At 75.3% G+C, this 18,437-nt stretch carries 15 protein-coding genes and 1 pseudogene; 9 read left to right on the forward strand and 7 right to left on the reverse strand.

What is annotated here, in order from left to right; genetic code table 11:
• Positions 1-22: 22 nt before the first annotated feature.
• The 3 genes from ABZZ17_RS04665 to ABZZ17_RS04675 form a co-directional block, all read right to left on the reverse strand.
• Positions 23-1,816: an ABC transporter permease/substrate binding protein gene (locus ABZZ17_RS04665; RefSeq protein ID WP_356871957.1), complete on the reverse strand. Its 1,794-nt coding sequence runs from the start codon at positions 1,814-1,816 to the stop codon at positions 23-25.
• Positions 1,816-2,877, reverse strand: a complete 1,062-nt coding sequence (locus ABZZ17_RS04670; protein ID WP_356872034.1) for a betaine/proline/choline family ABC transporter ATP-binding protein — start codon at positions 2,875-2,877, stop codon at positions 1,816-1,818. The genes ABZZ17_RS04665 and ABZZ17_RS04670 overlap by 1 nt, the downstream gene beginning before the upstream one ends.
• Before the next feature lie 215 nt (positions 2,878-3,092).
• Complete coding sequence (locus tag ABZZ17_RS04675) at positions 3,093-4,049, reverse strand: SigB/SigF/SigG family RNA polymerase sigma factor (RefSeq protein ID WP_356871960.1); 957 nt, start codon at positions 4,047-4,049, stop codon at positions 3,093-3,095.
• 145 nt (positions 4,050-4,194) lie between these two features.
• On the opposite strand from ABZZ17_RS04675, the pseudogene ABZZ17_RS04680 reads away from it, so the two are divergent.
• A pseudogene (locus ABZZ17_RS04680) lies at positions 4,195-4,476 on the forward strand (MarR family transcriptional regulator); the annotation flags it as partial.
• Positions 4,477-4,666: 190 nt separating this feature from the next.
• On the opposite strand, the gene ABZZ17_RS04685 reads toward ABZZ17_RS04680, so the two are convergent.
• Positions 4,667-5,515 carry a GntR family transcriptional regulator gene (locus ABZZ17_RS04685; protein WP_356871962.1) on the reverse strand — a complete coding sequence of 283 codons (849 nt, stop codon included), beginning with the start codon at positions 5,513-5,515 and terminating at the stop codon, positions 4,667-4,669.
• A 136-nt stretch (positions 5,516-5,651) separates the two neighbouring features.
• Entirely contained in the window at positions 5,652-7,196 is a 1,545-nt protein-coding gene (locus ABZZ17_RS04690; protein ID WP_356871964.1) for an IucA/IucC family protein, read from the reverse strand.
• Between the two features lie 248 nt (positions 7,197-7,444).
• Here ABZZ17_RS04690 and ABZZ17_RS04695 point away from each other — a divergent pair, with 248 nt between their 5' ends.
• The 4 genes from ABZZ17_RS04695 to ABZZ17_RS04710 all read left to right on the forward strand — a co-directional run bounded on the left by ABZZ17_RS04695 (position 7,445) and on the right by ABZZ17_RS04710 (position 12,922).
• On the forward strand, positions 7,445-8,923 hold the full coding sequence (locus ABZZ17_RS04695) for an IucA/IucC family protein (protein ID WP_356872036.1): 1,479 nt from the start codon (positions 7,445-7,447) through the stop codon (positions 8,921-8,923).
• Positions 8,924-8,964: 41 nt separating this feature from the next.
• On the forward strand, positions 8,965-9,621 hold the full coding sequence (locus ABZZ17_RS04700; RefSeq protein WP_356871966.1) for a class I SAM-dependent methyltransferase: 657 nt from the start codon (positions 8,965-8,967) through the stop codon (positions 9,619-9,621).
• A 155-nt stretch (positions 9,622-9,776) separates the two neighbouring features.
• Positions 9,777-11,285: an FAD-binding oxidoreductase gene (locus ABZZ17_RS04705; protein WP_356871968.1), complete on the forward strand. Its 1,509-nt coding sequence runs from the start codon at positions 9,777-9,779 to the stop codon at positions 11,283-11,285.
• Between the two features lie 23 nt (positions 11,286-11,308).
• A complete protein-coding gene (locus tag ABZZ17_RS04710) occupies positions 11,309-12,922 on the forward strand; it encodes a trypsin-like peptidase domain-containing protein (protein ID WP_356871970.1) in 1,614 nt (537 codons plus the stop codon).
• On the opposite strand, the gene ABZZ17_RS04715 is transcribed toward ABZZ17_RS04710, so the two are convergent.
• Positions 12,876-13,274 (reverse strand): hypothetical protein, encoded by a 399-nt coding sequence (locus ABZZ17_RS04715; protein ID WP_356871972.1) that lies wholly within the window; start codon positions 13,272-13,274, stop codon positions 12,876-12,878. The two genes, ABZZ17_RS04710 and ABZZ17_RS04715, sit on opposite strands and share 47 nt — an antisense overlap.
• Before the next feature lie 47 nt (positions 13,275-13,321).
• Positions 13,322-13,861 carry an HXXEE domain-containing protein gene (locus ABZZ17_RS04720; protein ID WP_356871974.1) on the reverse strand — a complete coding sequence of 180 codons (540 nt, stop codon included), beginning with the start codon at positions 13,859-13,861 and terminating at the stop codon, positions 13,322-13,324.
• Positions 13,862-13,930: 69 nt separating this feature from the next.
• Between ABZZ17_RS04720 and ABZZ17_RS04725 the strand changes: the two genes are divergently transcribed.
• The 4 genes from ABZZ17_RS04725 to ABZZ17_RS04740 all read left to right on the forward strand — a co-directional run bounded on the left by ABZZ17_RS04725 (position 13,931) and on the right by ABZZ17_RS04740 (position 18,376).
• On the forward strand, positions 13,931-15,316 hold the full coding sequence (locus tag ABZZ17_RS04725) for a sensor histidine kinase (protein ID WP_356871976.1): 1,386 nt from the start codon (positions 13,931-13,933) through the stop codon (positions 15,314-15,316).
• Complete coding sequence (locus ABZZ17_RS04730) at positions 15,313-15,993, forward strand: response regulator transcription factor (protein WP_356871978.1); 681 nt, start codon at positions 15,313-15,315, stop codon at positions 15,991-15,993. Before ABZZ17_RS04725 ends, ABZZ17_RS04730 begins: the two co-directional genes overlap by 4 nt.
• A 125-nt stretch (positions 15,994-16,118) precedes the next feature.
• A complete protein-coding gene (locus ABZZ17_RS04735) occupies positions 16,119-17,162 on the forward strand; it encodes an alpha/beta hydrolase (RefSeq protein ID WP_356871980.1) in 1,044 nt (347 codons plus the stop codon).
• On the forward strand, positions 17,159-18,376 hold the full coding sequence (locus ABZZ17_RS04740; protein ID WP_356871982.1) for an acyltransferase: 1,218 nt from the start codon (positions 17,159-17,161) through the stop codon (positions 18,374-18,376). Before ABZZ17_RS04735 ends, ABZZ17_RS04740 begins: the two co-directional genes overlap by 4 nt.
• The last annotated feature ends 61 nt before the right edge of the window (positions 18,377-18,437 follow it).

An 18,437-nucleotide genomic window follows, 5' to 3' on the forward strand; every position in this document is an offset into this window, starting at 1 on the left:
GCCGCGCACCGGCGCCCCGGGCTCACTTCAGTGCGGCGATCTCCGGGTGGTCGGCCAGCCAGGCGCGGACCGCCTGCTGTTCCTTGCCCTTGCCGGTCTCCTGGATCTTCGCCTCCAGGCCGGTGAGCTGCTCCTCGGTGAGCTTGAAGGAGCGCAGCCACTTCGCCACCTCGGGCTCGTCGGCGGCGAAGCCCTTGCGGGCGAGGGTGTGGATGCCGTCGCCCTTGCCCCAGACGCCCTTCGGGTCCTCCAGCTTGGTCAGCTCGTAGGACGAGTAGGCCCAGTGCGGGGACCACAGGACGGCCACGACGGGTTCCTTCTTGTCGTAGGCCCGCTTGAGTTCGGCGAGCATGCCGGGGGTGGAGCCGTCGACGACCTCGTACTCGCCTTCCAGGCCGTACTCCTTGAGGACCTTGTCCTTGAGGATCCCCATGGCGCCGGCGCTGGGTTCGATGCCGATGATGCGGCCCTTGAACTGCGCGGACTTGCCCTTGAGGTCGGCGAGGGAGCGGACGTCCTTCACGTACGAGGGGACGGACAGCTCCAGCGAGGTGGGGCCGTACCAGGAGCCGAGGTCCTCCAGCTTGTTGCCGTACTTCTCCATGTACTGGGCGTGGGTGACGGGCAGCCAGGCGTCGGTCTGGAAGTCGATCTGGCCGCCGGCGAGGCCGGTGTACAGGGCGCCGGCCTCCAGCTGGCGGGCGTCGACCTTGAAGCCGCGCCGCTCCAGCAGTTCCTTCCAGAGGAAGGTGGAGGCGATGCCCTCGTCCCACGGGATGTAGCCGAGGGAGACGGTGCGGCCCTTGCCGATGTCGGCGGCGCCGGCCGGTCCCTCGTCGGAGGCGGAGCCGCCGAAGGTGTTCAGGCCGCCGGCGACGAGGGCGAGGACCACGGCGGCGGTGACGGCGTAGGCCGGCTGCGGGCGGTGGTTCCACACCTTGGCGGCGCCGCTCGCGGCGGCCCGGGCACGGGCGAGCGCGCGCCGGCCGAGGGGGGACACCTGACGGCCGAGGGCGCCGGTCATCCGGTCGAGGTACATGGCGAGGATGACGATGGACAGGCCCGCCTCGAAGCCGAGGCCGATGTCGACGTTGCCGATGGCCCGGTAGACGGCGCCGCCGAGGCCGCCGCCGCCGACCATGCCGGCGATGACGACCATGGACAGGCCGAGCATGATGACCTGGTTGACGCCGGCCATGATCGTGGGCAGGGCCAGCGGGAGCTGGACCCGTACGAGCGTGTCGCGCGGGGTGGTGCCGAAGGCGTCGGCGGCTTCGACGAGTTCCGTGTCGACCTGGCGGATGCCGAGCTCGGTCATCCGTACGCCCGGCGGCAGCGAGAAGATGATGGTCGCGATGATGCCGGGGACGACGCCCACGCCGAAGAAGATGATGCCCGGGATCAGGTAGACCATGGCGGGCATGGTCTGCATGAAGTCGAGCACGGGCCGCAGGACGGCGCTGACCCGGTCGGAGCGGGAGGCCCAGATGCCGAGCGGGACCGCGAAGGCCAGCGTGACCAGGGTGGCGACGAGGACCAGGGACAGGGTGGACATCGCGTCCTCCCACAGCCCCAGGGAGTCGACGAGCGCGAAGCCGGCGAAGGCGAGCACGCCCGCGAGGAGTCCGCGCAGCCACCAGGCGGCGACGGCGAGGATGCCCGCGAAGAGCAGCGGGGCGGGGGCGGACAGGACGGCGTCGATGCCGTCGTAGAGGCCGGTGACGAGCGAGCTGATCGCGTCGAACAGCCAGGACAGGTGGCGCTGGAGGACGTCGACTCCGCTGTCGACCCAGGCTCCGAGGTTCAGGCGGGGCATCAGGCGGCCACCTCCGTGCAGGCCAGCGGGGGCCGTTGTTCGTCACCCATGAAGGCGACGAGGCGGTCCTGGGGGACGGTGCCGAGGACGGCGCCGTCCTCGCCGGTGACGGCTACGGGGTGCGGGACGCGGGCGCTGACGGCGCAGAGGTCGGCGAGCGAGGTGCCGGCGCTGACGGTCGGGCAGTCGCAGGCGTCCGCGTCGGCGGGGGCCTCGTCCATGACGGCGTCGGCGGTGAGCACGCGGGAGCGGTCGACGTCCTGGATGAAGGAGGCGACGTACTCGTCGGCGGGTCGGGTGAGGATGTCCTCCGCCGTGCCCTGCTGGACGATGCGGCCGTCGCGCATGACGGCGATCCCGTCGCCGAGGCGCATGGCCTCGTTCAGGTCGTGCGTGATGAAGACGATGGTCTTCTTCAGCCGCTTCTGGAGTTCGAGGAGCTGGTCCTGCATGTCGCGGCGGATCAGCGGATCGAGCGCGCTGAAGGACTCGTCCATCAGGAGCAGGTCGGCGTCGGTGGCCAGGGCGCGGGCCAGGCCCACGCGCTGCTGCATGCCCCCGGAGAGCTCGTCGGGCCAGGACGTCTCCCAGCCGCCGAGCCCGCACAGCGCCAGCGCCTCGGCGGCGCGCCGTTCGCGCTCGGCCCGGGGGACGCCCTGGACCTCCAGTCCGTAGGCGGCGTTGGCCAGGACGTCGCGGTGCGGGAACAGCGCGAAGTGCTGGAAGACCATGCTGATCTTGGTGGAGCGTACGTGGCGCAGCTCACGCGGGGTGAGGGCGGTGAGGTCCTCGCCGTCGAAGAGGATGCGGCCGGCGGTGGGCTCCAGCAGTCCGTTGAGCATGCGCAGCAGCGTGGACTTGCCGGATCCCGACAGGCCCATGACGACGAAGATCTGGCCGGGCTCGACGCTGAAGGTGGCGTCGATCACAGCCGCCGTCGTTCCTTCGGCGCGCAGCTCGTCGCGGCTGGCGCCGCGTGCGAGGGCGCCGACCGCCGCCGCGGTCTCGTCGGGGTGTCTCCCGAACAGCTTGTAGACGTGTTCGGCCTGGAGCGTGGACACATGCACCTCGGGGGTCGTACCGGATCCGGCCCGCCGATGGGTCCGGCGGGACGGGGAGCGGTGCGGGATCGGCCCGCGCGCGCCTCGTCCTCCGGCCCGTAGGCCGGAGGACGAGGTTCCGCTCCAGCCGCGCGTTTGCCCCGGCGAATGCGGGGCAAACGGGGAGGTGATCCAGCTCACGCCCCGCGCGGGGGTTCGAATCCGCGAGGGCGGGTTCAGGACCGGCCCGCGACGGCGGGGTGCGCCGCCGTTTCGGGATCCTCCAGCATCGAGGTCCGCAGGTGGGCGAGGAGCCGGGTCAGCAGCCGGGAGACCTGCATCTGGGAGATGCCGAGGGCGGTGCCGATCTGGGCCTGGGTGAGCTCTTCCCCGAAGCGCATCTGCAGCATGCGGCGCTCGCGGTCGGTGAGCTGTTCGAGCAGCGGGGCCAGGGTCTGGATGTCCTCGACGAGCTCCATCGCGGGCTCTTCCTCGCCCATGACGTCGGCGAGGGTGTGGCCCTCGGTGGGCCCGTCGCCGTGCTCGGTGTGGGGGGCGTCGAGGGAGCCGCTGGTGTGCCCGTTGGCGGCCACGAGCCCCTCGACGACCTCCTCGTGCGTGAGGTCGAGGTGGGCGGCGAGGTCGGCGACGGTCGGCGAGCGGTCCAGCCGGACCGTCAGCTCCTCCTTCGCCTTGGCGATGTCGATGCGCAGCTCCTGGAGCCGGCGCGGGACGCGGACGGCCCAGCTGGTGTCGCGGAAGTGCCGCTTGATCTCGCCTGTGATGTACGGCATGGCGAGGGTGGAGAACTCGTTCTCGCGGGCCGGGTCGAAACGGTCGATGGCCTTGATGAGGCCGATCGTACCGACCTGCACGATGTCCTCTATGTCCCCGTTCTCACCGCGGCTCCGGAATCGCCGGACGGCGTACTGGACGAGTGAGGCGTTCATCTCGATGAGCGTGTTGCGGACGTACTGGTACTCCGGAGTGCCCTCGGAAAGTTCGCGGAGCCGCTTGAAGAAGGCCTTCGACAGCTCCCTCGCGTCCGACGGGGCGACTTCCCGGGGCTCGTCGATCCGGGGCAGGCCCGCACTGCGGGCGGCGGCCTCGGCGCTCCGGCGGGGGCCGGGCAGGACGGCGGCACTGGCGGCGTCGGTGTCGGTGATGTGGGCGATGGGGGCGGGTACCGGCATGGGGTTCGCTCCTTGGGCTGGTCGGCTTGCGGCGCGGGACCTTGACTGCCGTAGATGTTGGCCTCCTTCCGCTCGTACGTCAAGAAATACCGGAAACCGGTTTCGCGTCTTGCATCACATGAATCAAGTGGCGCATCATGACTCCATGGGGAGCATGACACGTCGACAAAACTGGACATTCCTAACGAATCACGCCCGCGTTCTGGTGACGATCGCCCGGGACCCGGCCGTGCGTCTGAGGGATGTCGCCGTGACGTGCGTACTGACCGAGCGGACGGTGCAGACGATCGTCGCCGACCTGGAGTCGGACGGGTACCTCCGGCGCGTCCGCGACGGCCGGCGCAACCGCTACGAGATCTCCCCGGGCGCCGTCTTCAAGCACCCCGCCGAGGCCGGCGTCCAGGTGGCCGGCCTGCTCGCCCTGCTCACCGGGGCGCCTTCCGCACCGGGCGTCCCGGAACCGCCCGCGGGGGGTTCCGGGTCCGAGGAGCTCGATCTGCCGGAGCTGGACGAGGCCGCACCCGACGCCGTCGCACCGGACGCCCCCGAGGGGGATCCCGCACCGGACCTCAGCGCCGGCCGGCGGGCCCCTTCGGGCTCACCGGGCGGCGCACGGCTCAGGTGACGCGGAAGCCGATGGCCTCGGGGTCGCGGTGGAAGGTGAGCCGGTCCCAGGTGGGGAAGGACAGGTCGGTGACGGCGATGAGCCGGCCCGAGGCGTCGTGCAGGGTACGGCGCACGGACAGTCCGCAGGAGGCGGCCGTGTCCGCCGGCCGGCTGGTGCGCGTCATGGTGATGGTCTCCGCCGCCCGGCCGTGCGCGGCGGCCCGCTCCAGCCAGCGGTGCAGCGGCCTCAGGTCCTCGTCGCGGGCTGCGCCCTCCCGGTCGAGGTAGCCGGCCAGTTCGGGGGTCCGGGCGACGGTGCGCGGGCAGAGGTGGGTCACCGCGTGCTGGAGCGTCTCCCCGGAGGGGCCGTAGGTGCGGTGGTGGTGGACCAGGGTGCGCTCGCCGCCGCTCATGCCGAGCAGCGCGGCGAGCGAGGGCGGCACCGTGACCAGGGTGAGCCGGGTGCGGGAGGACGGGGGCGGCGGGCCCGCCGCGCGGCCCGGCGCGTACGTCGCCCGCACCGTGTACGCCGCCGGCCGCGCGGCCGGTTCCGGCCTGCGGCGCGGCGGCGCGGCCGTCACGCCGGTCGCGGCCGTCACGCCGGAAGCGGCGGACGCGGCGGACGCGGCCCGGGTACCCCGCCGGCCGGTGACGATCAGCCCGTCGGCGCGCAGTTCCTGGAGGGCGGCGCGTACGGTCTGCCGGTTGACGCCGTAGCGGGCGGCCAGACTGCGTTCGGAGGGCAGCCGGGCGCCCCCGGAGGCGGGGTCGGTGCGGTCGAGTTCGTCCCGCAACGCTGCGGCGATCCGCTGGTACTTGGGCGTGGCGGCCGGGCCGCCGCCCCGCGAGGGGGAGGGCATGGCTTCTCCTCTGACGGGTGGTCAAGGACTGCGCGGTCTGCCCGACCAACGTAGCATTGGTCTATACCTTTCGGTACGGGTGTGGCCCCGACCGGCGCCACCTTGGCCGAATCCCCACTCCGGGAGCCGCGCCCCCTCAGCCGCGCAGGGGGTTGGGCAACGGCAGGTAGCGCGCGTCGGCGCCGTCCGCCCGGGTCCACCGCAACAGCAGGTTCGTCTTGGCCGGAAGCCCGGCGGCGGTGAGGAGTCCGGCGATCTCCGGGAGCCCGTACGCGGCGTCGTAGCGCAGGAACTCCTCGCGGACCGCCGGCCACACCGACCCGGCGCACTGCGGATGACGCTCGGCCAGGATCCCCGCGATCTCCGCGAGGTGGTTGACGACGAGGCAGTACACCAGCCGCTGCCAGGCGTCCTCCCGCGGCACGTCCCCGGGGAGTTTCACCCCCTCCGCGTCGCGGAAGAGGGCCTGCACCGGCATGCCCCGGCCGTCGACGGCGACGAGGCAGTTCTGGAGGTGGGCCTCCAGCACGATCCCGTGCCGGGCGAACAGGTCCAGCACGGGAGGCACGACATGGCGCAGATAGGCACGCCACCACGCCTCCGGCGCGACGGCGCCCGCCGGCGCGCCGCAGGGGAAGCCCTCCGCCAGTGCGGCGGCCAGCAGCGGCGTCGCGCCCGGGACCACGGCCGCGCGCAAACCGTCGCGGACCAGGACGGCGAGTTCCTCGAAGGCGAACGAGGCCGTGCGGTACCCCAGGTCCCGGAGCCAGACCGCGTTCGATCCCGTACGCGTCCGCAGTCCGGCGAACCCGGCCTCCACGGCGGCGTCGACGCGCCGCAGCCTGAGCAGGTCGTGCCGCCACAGCCGGCGCACGTCGTTGGTGATCCGCACGTCGAGGCTGAACTTCGCGAACAGGTCGGCCTCCGGGTCCGGCGCGTACACGGTCCGGATCGAGGCGGTGGGCCACACCGGGAGCCGGGTCGGTCCGAGCCGCAGCAGGCGCCCGTCGGCGAAGGCCTCGCGCACGCCCGGGCGTCCGGCGACCAGGTCCAGCTGCCAGGGGTGCGCCGGCAGCGACCGGTAGCCGGCGGGCGGACGCGGTCCGCCCAGGAGCTCCCCGAGCGCGTCGACCGCGTCGGACGCCGCCGGGCCGCCCTCCTCGACGGCCTGGTCCTCGCGCAGCCCGAGCAGGACCAGCGGGAAGCTCGCGCGGGCCTCGGGGGCGTACGGCAGCCAGCCCGAGGCGGGGGCCCCGCCGCGGGCCTTGGGGGCGGGGTGGTGCGGATGGCCCATCACCAGGGCCTGTTCCGACCGGAGGTACGGGTCCTGCGGCGGCTCGGCGAGGGCCCGCGCGGCCAGCAGCGCGGCGACGGTGTCGCGGCTGTCGGTGATCTCGCCGGGGAGCTCGTCGTTGGGGACGCCGGTGTACCGGAGCAGTTCCTCGGAGGTCAGCTTGACCAGTTCCGCGTGGGTGAGCGGATGCCAGCCGTTCTCGGTGGCCAGTTCCGGGTCGGTGGGCCGGCGCCCGCCGCGCACCCGGAGCCGGCGGCCGCTGCCGCGCAGCCGGTGCACCTGCCCGCCCTCCGCGTCGGCCGCTTCCCGCAACAGGCAGTTCAGGAGCGGAGTGGCGGCGTATGCGTCGGCGGCGGCGTTGAGGTCCACTGGTTCCATTCGGTCCATCCGGAGCGCCGGCGACCCGCGCGCGGGTCATCGGCCGTGATCTTCAGTATCGGCGATGATGACATGATCATCAGGCAAAGCGATCCGAAAGGAACGGGACCCTGGACCGCAGCACGCACCTCCCCGACCCACCCGGCTCACCGGACCCGTCGGGATCGTCCGCCCCGTCGGAACCGTCCACCCGGCCGGATGCCGTCGCCCCTCCCGGCCACCCTGCCTCACCCGCCGAGGAGGGCGTCGCCGCCGCGCTGGCCGGCGTACGCCCCGCCCTCGGGCCGGCGTACGAGGCCGCGCTGGACGGGGCGCGGGCGGCGGTGCTCACCCGGCTGTGGCGGGCCCTGGCCTTCGAGCCGCTGCCGTGGGTGCTGCACCGGGAACACGGCCCGGACTCGCTGACGCTGCGTCTGACGGGGGGCCGCCGGCTGGAGGGGCCGCCCGCGGACCCGTACGCGACCGCGGCCTACGTGAGCGAGGTGCGCCTCGACGGGCGCGTCCACCGGCAGGCCGCACGGCTCGTCACGGCACTGGACGTACCGCACGGCGCCGCCTTCGCCGCCGAGCTGGACGACAGCACGGCCTCCCTCGCGCTGTCCCGGGCCGGGCAGCCGGCGGGACCGCGGGCGGACCCGACGAGCACCTGGGAGTGGGAACAGCGGGTGGTCGACGGGCATCCCTACCACCCCAACTGCCGCTCCCGGCCCGGCTTCTCGGTGGCCGAACAGCTGGCGTACGCCCCCGAGCACGGGCCGCTGGTCGAGCTCGGGCTGCTCCCCGTCCGGGCCGAGGAGTGCCTGGTGACCGGGGAGTGGCCGCAGGAACTGCGGGACGGCGGCCGGATCCTGGTCCCGGTCCACCCGTGGCAGGCAGCGCACGTGCTGAAGGGCGAGGGCGCCGCGCCGGCCGGCGGTGCGGGCGGGATCGCGGCGCATCCGCTGATGGCGCTGCGCACGCTCGCCCCGGCGGACGGCGGCGCCCACGTGAAGACGGCGCTGAGCACCCGGCTGACCTCCTCCGTACGGGACATCTCCGGCTACTCCATCGAGACAGCGGCCGTGGTCTCGGCATTCGCCCACGCCCTGACCGAGCGGCTCGACGGCCGGCTCCACATCACCCGCACCCTGGGCGCGGCCACCGCGCACAGCCCGGACCTGGCGGCGGTGCTCCGCGAACCTCCGGAGGCCTACGCCGGCCCCGGGGAGCGGGTCGTGCCGGTGGCGGCGCTCGCGGGCACCCCCCTGGCCCGTTCCGCCGCGTGGCGGGCCGGTTTCGCCCGCCTCGCGCTCTCGGTGTGCCTGCGGGTCCTCGACCTCGGGGTGGCCCTGGAGGGCCACGGCCAGAACCTCCTCGTGGTCCTCTCCCCCACCGGTGACCCGCTGCGCCTGGTCTACCGGGACCTCGCCGACATCCGGATCAGCCCGGCGCGCCTGGCCCGGCACGGGCTGCCGGTACCGCCCCTGTCGGGCCGGCTCGTCACGGACGACGAGGGGGTGCTGCGGCGCAAGCTGTTCGGGTCGCTGGTCGCCGGGGCACTCGCCTCGACGGCGGGTTCCGGGGCGGCCTTCGGGGAGGACCTCGCGGCTGCGCTCGACGGGGTCGCGCCCACCGCCGACACCGGGGCCCTGCGCGCCAGGCCGCTGCCGGTGAAGGCGCTCACCCTGATGCGACTGAGTCCGGGCGTGGCCGGGGACCAGTGGGCGCGGCTTCCGCAGCCGCCGGGCGGAGGCTGATCGGGGGTGAGTCGCGGGGCCGGGCGGGCTACGTTCAGGGCATGACAGAGACCTCGTACCTCCATTCCGTACGGGCGTCCTACGACGCCGTCGCCGTCGACTGCGCCCGGCTGGCCGGGCCGGCCATGGCGGCCAGGCCGCTGGACCGGGCGATGCTGGCCGCGTTCGCCGAATGCGTGCGCGGTGGTGGCGGGGGCGGGGCGGTCGCCGACCTGGGCTGCGGCCCGGGCCGGGTGACGGCGCACCTGGACGGGCTCGGCGTACGGACGTTCGGGGTGGACCTGTCCCCCGCGATGGTGGCGGTGGCCCGGCGCAGCCATCCGGGGCTGCGGTTCGAGGTGGGCTCGATGGCCGCGCTGGACGTGGCAGACGGAGTACTGGGCGGGGTCGTGGCCTGGAACTCGACCGTTCACGCCCCACCCGGGGAACTCCCGGCCGTCTTCGCGGAGTTCGCGCGGGTCCTGGCGCCGGGCGGCTACGCGCTGGTGGCCTTCGAGGCCGGGGAGGGGCGGCGCCGGCTGGAGCATGCCTACGGCCATCCGGTCGACCTCGACGTCCACCGGACCCCGCCCGCCCTGATCGCCGACCTGCTGACCGGGGCCGGCCTGCCGGAAACGGCCCGCCTGACCCGCGAGCCCACCTCCGACGAAGGCTCCCCACAGGCCTTCCTCCTGGCCCGCAAGCCCCCGGCGGGCTGACCCCGGAGCGCGTGGCCCGCCGGAGGGCCTCGGAGCGGGGGCGCAGGGCCCGGGGCTCGTACGGGTGCGCGGTGCGATAAGCCGTTCGGGCGACAATAGGGTGCGGGCGGGCCCGCCTTCTCCGCGTTCGGGCCGCGCGGTGGCAGGAAGGGGGGATGACCCTCCCACGCCGCCGGGTCCTGGCGGGCACTGCCGCCGCCGTCCTGGCCACCGCCGGGGCCGCCGGCCGGGCCCCCGACTTCGGGGCGCTGGCGCGGGCGATGGACGGCCGGCTGATCCTTCCGGGTGACGGGGACTACGCCGAGGCCCGGCAGCTGTTCCAGCCCCGCTACGACTCCGTCGCACCGGCGGCCGTGGCCTACCCCGCGCACGCCGGTGACGTCGCCGTCTGCCTGGACTTCGCCCGCCGCGCCGCCGTACCGGTGGTGCCCCGCGGCGGCGGCCACAGTTACCCGGGGTGGTCCACCGCGGCCGCCGGGCTCGTGGTCGACGTGGGGGCGATGGCCCGGATCACGGTCGGCGGGACCGAGGCCCGGATCGGCGCGGGCGCCCGCCTCGCCGAGGTGAACGCGGTCCTCGCCGCGCGGGGCCTGGGCGTCCCGGCCGGGCTGTGCCCCTCCGTCGGCATCGCCGGCCTGACCCTGGGCGGCGGGCTGGGCCTGTCCTCCCGCGCCCACGGAACCACCTCCGACCGGCTCCTCGGCGCCCGGGTGGTGACCCCCGACGGGGTGGTGCGGGAGACCGACGCCGGAACCGACCCGTCGCTGTACTGGGCCCTTCGCGGGGGCGGCGGCGGCAACTTCGGGGTCGTCACCGAGTTCCGGTTCCGCACCCATCCGGTCGGTGACGCCGCCACCGCCGAACTGCACTGGCCCGCCTCCGATTCCCCGTCCGTGCTGGGCGGATGGCAGCGCTGGCTGGGCGAGCTCCCGGATCCGTTCTGGAGCCAGGTCGAGTTCACCCTGGAACCGGGTACCGCGTCCGTTCCGGCCGTACGGGTCGTCTGCCTCGACGGACGTGCCGAGCTGGAGCGGCAGCTCACCCGGCTCGCCGGCCTGGTGGGGCGGGAGCCGCGCGACAGCCGGGTCGTCGTACGGAGCCACGGGGACACCCTGCGGGCGATGGCCGGCTGCCAGGAGCGGACCGAGGCACAGTGCCGGCTGCCGGGCACCCTGCCCGGCCGGGACCCGCGCGGCCGCCTGGGCCGGGACTCCTACGCGGCCCGCTCCGACTTCTGGAACGCGCCCGGACTGACCGACGGCGCGGTGCGCGCGGTGCTGGACGCGGTCCGGCGGTACGAGCGGGCCGTACCGCCCGGCGGGCGCGGGGTGATCCAGCTCGACGGGGTGTGCGGCGGGGCCGTGAACCGGGTACCGGCCGCCGCGACCGCCTTCGTCCACCGCGACAGCGCCTTCCTCGCCCAGTACCTCGTCTACTGGCCCGATTCCGCGACCGCCGCCGAGGTCGCCCGGCACCAGGGCTGGCTCGACCGGCTGTGGCAGGACCTGCGCCCGTGGGCGGGCGGCCGTGCCTACCAGAACTACGCCGACCCGAAGCTGACGGGCTGGCGGGAGGCGTACTACGGGCCGAACCTCCCCCGCCTGGAGGAGGTCCGGCGGTCCTACGACCCCGGCCGGCTGTTCCGTTTCCCCCAGGCCGTCTGATCCGTCACGAACAGGAGCAGGGCATGCGACGTATGTTGACGGCGGTGGCGGCCACGGCCGCACTGCTGCTGCCCGGCGGGCCGCTGCCCGCCGCCGGGACGGCGAGCGCGGAGGCGGCCGCCGGACAGTGGTCCGCGCGCGAGGCCGCCGCGTTCTGGACGGCGGAACGGATGGCCTCCGCCCTCCCGGTACCCGACCCGCCCGCCGATCCTCCGGCCGGCTCGGCCGCGCCGGAGCCGGCGGCTCCGGACACCTCCGCGCCGGACGGCCTGACGGCCGGAACCCCGGCGGGCCCGGGTCCGGCGGGCGCGGCCCCGGGGGCCGCGGACCCGGCGGCGGGAACTCCGGCTCCGGCAGCCCCCGTTCCGGCCGAAGAGGCCCCGGTGGGGCAGGACCCGGCGGCGGGAACTCCGGCGGGGCAGGTTCCGGAGTCGGGACAGGCCGCGACCGGGCAGGCGCCGGCCGGGCAGGTTCCGGCGGCCGACGTCCCGGCCGGACCGGCTCCCGTACCGGCTCCCGGGGCGGAGCCACCGGTGGCCGGGAACGCCGGGCCGCAGGAACCGGCCGCCCCGGCGTCCACACCGGCTCCGGCGGGTGAACCGGCCCCGCCCGGCCCCGCGCCGGCTGTCCCGGAGGCCGGCACCGGCGTCCCCGCGGCCACCGGCGCCCCCGCGGCTCCGCCGTCCCCGGCCGGCAGCCCCGCTCCGGCGGCTCCGGACGTGCCCGTCCTCCCCGGCGCTCCCGCGACCCCGTCGGCCCCCGTCACCCCGACCGGGCCGGCGCTGCCGACGCCCGTCCCCGCACCGGTGCCCGCACCCGCCGACACCGTTCCCGCGCCCGCCCCGCGTCCCGTGCGGCCGGTCCCGAAGCCCACGCCGAAGCCCGTCGCCGCGCCGATCCCCGCGTCCGCACGGGCCGGTGTCGGCAAGGACTTCGACGGGAGCCCGGCCGTCGGGCGGATGTTCGTCATGAAGGGCGGCGGCGCGTACTTCTGCACCGCCAGCGTGGTCTCCTCCCCCGGCCGCAACCTGGTGCTCAGCGCGGCGCACTGCCTGCTCGGTCCGGACTCCCGGCAGGTGGCCTTCGTACCGCGCTACACCAAGGCGAAGCCGCAGCCGTACGGCATGTTCCCCGTGCTGCGGGACGCCGCCGGGCGCCCGAAGATGTGGATCGACCCCCGCTACCGCCGCGAGGGGGCCGACCGCGCCGCCACCCTGGACGCCGCCTTCGCCCAGGTCGGCCCGAACGCGCGGCGGACGGCCGTGGAGACCGCCGTCGGCGGGAACCGCCTCGTCACCGGGGCCACCTTCGCGCACGCGCGGGTGACGCTGATCGGCTACCCGTCGTCGGCGGCACGCCCGCGCGTGTGCTTCAACCGGACGACGAAGTTCACCAGCCGGGACGCGAAGATCCCCGGCTCGTTCCTGCGGATCGCCTGCACCGGCTATCCGGGCGGCACCAGCGGCGGCCCGTTCCTCACCCGCTACGACCAGCGCACCGGCACCGGTGACGTGGTCGGCGTCATCGGCGGCTGGAAGACCGGCGGGACCCACCCCGACACCTCCTACAGCGCCTACTTCGGCGCGCAGATCAGGAAGCTGTACCAGGCTGCGGTCGCCGGGGCGCGGGTGGGGTGAGCACCCGCACCCAGCGGGTGCGGCGCGGGTTGCCCACCGTGCGCGGGGTGGCCGGGACACCGTCCCCGGCGGTCAGCGGGTCGGCCGGGGCGAGGGCGAGCTGGCGGCGCAGGTCGGCGAGGGCGGCGTGCACCGGCGCGAGGATGACCTCCGCGCGGGGGTGGATGAGGGCGAGGGCGTGCGCGGTGGTCTCGATCGTCTCGGCGGCGTCCTCCGCGGCGGTACGGCTCCACCCGCCGGGTTCGCCGTCGCCCCACGGCACGACGGCGTCGTAGAGGTGACAGGCGGCATCGGCCGCGGCGTCGGCCCGTTCACCGACGCCCGGCGCCGCGATGGTCGGCAGCAGCTCCATGCCCGGTCAACGAGCGGGGCCCGCCGGGGGAACGAGGACCCGGGCCGTCACTTCCCCCGGAGGCGGCGTGCGACGGCGTGCGACCCGGCGGTGGCCGCGGCGGCGAGGCCGAGGCCGAGCGCCAGGTCCCGTACCCGGGTGGGACGCAGTACCCCGGCGCGACGCAGCCGGCCCCGGGCCCAGAGGGTGAAGGGGACGACCACGAGCGGGGAGGTCGCCGCGCCGGGGGTGTAGCCGCGGGCCGCGGCGGCCTGGGCGAGGTGGACCAGGCCGTGGAGGCCGAAGCCGTCGAGGGCGCACTGGTAGAAGGCGGAGCGTCCGCCCGTGCGGTGGCCGTCGGCGGCGGCGGCCGCGACGACGGCGCCCATGACGGCGACGGCGGTGGCGAACTCCCGGCCGTCGACATCGGTGACGGCGCGCCACACGCGGTCGGGGACGCCGGGATGGCGGGCGCGCAGGACCGGTACCCGGGTCCGGGACCAGCGGGCCATGGTGGCGACTTCCTCCAGGTCGTGCACCGCCCAGGCGGCGAGCAGTCCGAAGGTGGCGAGGGCGAGGGCCGGTGCGTCCGGCGTGTCGGCGTTCACAAGGCGACAGTCTGCAACAGGGGACGACGCGGGCCGTCGCGGGCCCCCGGCGCATAGGCTGGGCCGATCATGAGCCTCAGAGTCCGTTCCCGTGACCGTGGCGCCGAGGGCGGCCGCGTCCCCGGCCGTGCCCGTACCGGCCGCCGGAAGCCCGGTGCGCTGGCCCAGCTGTCGCTGGTGCTGCGCACGCCCGCCCGGGCGGGCGAGCCGCTGTTCGCGCGGGCGCCCTCGCGCTGGCAGCGGATGTTGCCGTACCTGGTCGTCGGCGTGTTCGTGGTGACGCTGATACCGGTGACGATCGCCGTACTGGTCAACGACTACGCGCTGGCCGGCGGCTGGGCGGGGGCGCTGGGCGTGGCGCAGACCGTGCCGCTGCTGCTGGCGGTGACCCGGCCGATGGCGGCGTGGGGCATCGTGCTCGCCGCCGACGTGGCCGGTGCCGTGCTGCTCATCGGCGCCGACCGGGTGGCCGGGCACGCGTGGCCGTGGCCGCCGATGGTGGTGGTGGGTTACCTGGCGCTGATGGTCTGCCTGGGGCTGCGCGAGTCCATCCGGACGCTGGTCCAGGTGTGGCTGGTGACGGGTGCGGCCGGGGTCGTGCTCGGCTTCTTCGACCCGGACGGGGTGACCAACACCGCCGCCCTGCTGTTCGTGCTGGCCGGAGCCCTGCTGGCGCTGACCGGGGCGCTGCGCGGGCTGGGTGACGCGCAGCAGCGGATCGCCGAGCAGGAGAGCATCAGCGAGGCGGAGCGGGCCCGGCGGACGCTGCTGGAGGAACGGGCGCGGATCGCGCGGGAGTTGCACGACGTGGTGGCCCACCACATGTCGGTGATCACCGTGCAGGCCGATTCCGCGCCGTACCGGCTGCCCGGCATGGCGGAGCCGGTGCGCGAGGAGTTCGAGGCGATCGCCGCCAGTGCGCGCGAATCGCTGGGCGAGATGCGGCGGTTGCTGACGGTGCTGCGCGGTGACGGTGCGGGCGGCGCGGCCGGCGGTGACGGAGAGCGGGCCCCGCAGCCGGGGATCGGCAGGCTCCAGCAGCTGGTGGAGGCGACCGTACGGGCCGGGCAGCCGGTGGAGCTGTCGCTGGCCGCCGGTGCGGGCGAGGGGGTGCCGCCGGCGGTGGACCTGTCGGCGTACCGGATCGTCCAGGAGGCCCTCGCCAACGTGGTGCGGCACGCGCCGGGGGCGCGGACCCGGGTGTCGGTGTCCCGTGACTCCGGGGAGGTGCTGGTGCTGGTGGTCAACGGGCCGGCCCGGGACACCGTGGTGGAGCTGGAGGGTTCGGGCACGGGGCACGGTCTGGTCGGGATGCGCGAGCGCGTACGGTTGACCGGCGGCACGCTGGACACCGGGCCGCTGCCCGACGGGGGCTTCCGGGTGGCCGCCCGGCTGCCGCTGGACGGCGGGGCGGACGCACCCGGCGTGAACGAGACGAGCGAGGACAGCAGTTGACCATCCGCGTGATCATCGTCGACGACCAGGCCATGGTGCGGGCGGGGTTCGCCGCGCTGTTGTCGGCGCAGGCCGACATCGACGTGGTGGGCGAGGCCGCCGACGGGCGCCAGGGCGTCCAGGTCTCGCGCACGGTGCACCCCGACGTGGTGCTGATGGACGTACGGATGCCCGAGCTCGACGGGCTCTCGGCGGCCCGCGAGCTGCTCGATCCGCCGCCCGGGGTGGTGCACCGGCCGAAGGTGCTGATGCTGACCACCTTCGACATCGACGACTACGTCTACGAGGCGCTGCGCGCGGGAGCGTCCGGGTTCCTGCTGAAGGACGCCCCGCCGGCGGATCTGATCGCTGCGGTCCGGGTGGTCGCCTCGGGCGAGGCGCTGCTGGCCCCCTCGGTGACCCGGCGGCTGATCGCGGACTTCGTCCGGCAGCGGCCGGCCCCGCGCAAGGACCCGGCGCTGCGCCTGAACGGGCTGACGCCGCGTGAGACCGAGGTGCTGGAGCTCATCGCGCGCGGCCTGTCGAACCAGGAGATCGCCGCCCATCTGGTGCTGGCGGAGCAGACGGTGAAGACGCACATCGGGCGCGTGCTCGGCAAACTGGACCTGCGCGACCGTGCCCAGGCGGTCATCTTCGCGTACGAGGCCGGTCTGGTGCGGCCCGGCGACTCGGCCTGACCGCGAGCGGTTCCTCTCCTCCACCCCCTACCGGGGTATGACATCCGGGTTGGCTCCCCGGTGCGACGTGCCGCCGGGTACCTCCTTCTTACCTTCCTCCTCGTCACGAGGAGAGGAGAAGGGGCATGCGCCGCTTCGCAAGGACCATGGGGGCGGCCGCGCTGGCCCTGGCCGTCGTCGGGGGAACCGCCGGCTGGGCCGCGGGGGACAGCCAGGCCGTGGTCACCGGGCCGCCTCCGGGCACCGCCGCCTGGCGGGCCGACAGCTCGGCGGGGCGCCCCCTGCCGGACCCGCAGACGGCCCCGCCGGCCGAGGTCGCCCGGTTCTTCGCCGGCCTGGACGAGACCCGCCGGCGGGAACTCCTGCGCGCTCACCCGCTGGTGGTCGGCAATCTGGAGGGGGCGCCCCTCCCCCTGCGGTACGAGGCCAACCGGTTGGCCGTCATCGCCACGGGCGAGGCCAGGTACGCCTCCCTCGCCGCTCAGGGCCGCCGGATCCTGGCCTTCGACCCGCGGGGGCGGGGCCAGGTCGCCGAGGTGTTCGGGGACCTGGAGCACGCGGCGCACGTCTCGGTGATCGTGCCGGGGTCCGACAACGACGCGACCTCCCACGACGCCCCGCGCACACCGGCCACCGGCCCGGCCGGCATGGCGAAGTCCCTGCGGGCGGCGACGGGCGGCCAGGGCGCCGTCATCGCGTGGACCGGCTACACCACGCCGGTCGGGGTCGGCCTGGACGCGGCGGGCGGCCGGCTCGCCGAGGCCGGCGCGGTCCGGCTGGCCCGGTTCACCGCCGGGCTGGACGCGGTCGGCGCCCCCGACCCGGTGCTGTTCTGCCACAGCTACGGCTCGGTGGTGTGCGGGCTGGCCGCCCGCCACACCGACGCCTCCGACATCGTCGTGTTCGGGTCGCCCGGGATGCGGGCCGGCCACGTCAGCGCCCTGCGCACCGGCGCCCGCGTCTGGGCCGCGCGCGGCCCGTCCGACTGGATCGCCGACGTTCCGAACGTCGAGGTCGGCGGGATCGGCCACGGCGCCGACCCCGCCTCCCCCGCCTTCGGTGCCCGCCGGGTCCCCGCGGCCGACGTCCAGGGCCACACCGGCTACTTCGCCCCGGGCACGCGCTCCCTGGCCGCCTTCGCCACGATCGCGAAGGGGGAGTCCCGATGAACGCGACCCTCCTGCGCGGGGCGGCCGAACGGATCGACCGGCGGACCCCCGCCCACCGCGACCGGGCCGTCGACGGGCTGCGCGCACTCGCGCTGCTGGCGGTGCCGACCGGGCACTGGCTGCTCGGCGGCTTCACCGTGGACGCCGGGGGCGGACTGCACAACGCGAGCCCCCTCGCGTCGTTCGGCGGGCTCGCCCCGGCGAGCTGGGTGCTCCAGATGCTCGGTGTCTTCTTCCTCGTCGGCGGCTACGCCTCCGTCCTCTCCTTCCGGCGGCGCCCGGGTTCCACCCGTGCCTGGCTGAAGGGGCGGATCGTCCGGCTGGGGCGGCCGGTGCTCGGGGTGACGGCGGTGTGGGCGCTGGCCGCGCCCCTGCTGTACGCGGCGGGGGTCCCTGAGGCCACCTTGCGGACCGGGGCCACGCTGGTGGTCCAGCCCCTGTGGTTCGTCGGGGTGTACGTCGTCGTGACCGCGCTGACCCCGTACTGCGTGCGGGCCGCGCACCGGCTCGGGGGGTGGGCGGCGGCCCCGCTGCTCGGTTCGGTCGCGGTGGTGGACTTCCTGCGCTACGGGCCGTTCGCCGAGGCGGTGCCGTCCTGGCTGTCGGTGCTGAACGTGCTGCCGGGCTGGCTGTTCGCGTACCAGCTGGGCGTGTCCTGGGGCGAGCGGCGCATCGGACGGCGCGGGGCGTGGCTGCTGCTGGCGGGAGGGGCCGCGCTGTTCGCCGTCCTGCTGGTGGTCTTCCACTACCCGGCGTCGATGGTCGGGGTGCCGGGTGAGGCACGCACCAACTCGCACCCGCCGTCGTTGCTGGTGCTGGCGCTGGCCTCGGCGCAGTCGGGGGCCGCGATCCTGCTGCGGGACCGGCTGGCGCGGCTGCTGGCCCGGCCGCTGCTGTGGGCTCCGGTGGTGGTGGTCAACCTGTGCGCGATGACGATCCTGTGCTGGCACCAGAGCGCCATGCTGGCGGCGGCCGTGCCCGCTTCGTTCGTGGGCGGGGTGGCCGGTCTGACGACGGCGCCCGTGACCGTGGGGTGGATCGCCGCGCGGCTGGCGTGGATGCCGCTGTTCGCGGTGCTGCTGGTGGTCATCGCCCGGTACGCGCGCCGGTTCGAGGAGCCGCCCGCGGACGGCCGGGGGGCTTCGCCGGCCCGCAAGGCCGTGGCGGGGGTGCTGGCGGCGGGGTTCGCGGTGTTCGCCCTGGGCCTCGCGTAGGCGCACGGCCCGGGATGCCCGGACGGCGGCGGGGGCCCGCGCCCCCGTGGACGGCGAGAGC

The organism is Streptomyces sp. NPDC006512 (assembly GCF_040611935.1).
Lineage (GTDB): Bacteria > Actinomycetota > Actinomycetes > Streptomycetales > Streptomycetaceae > Streptomyces.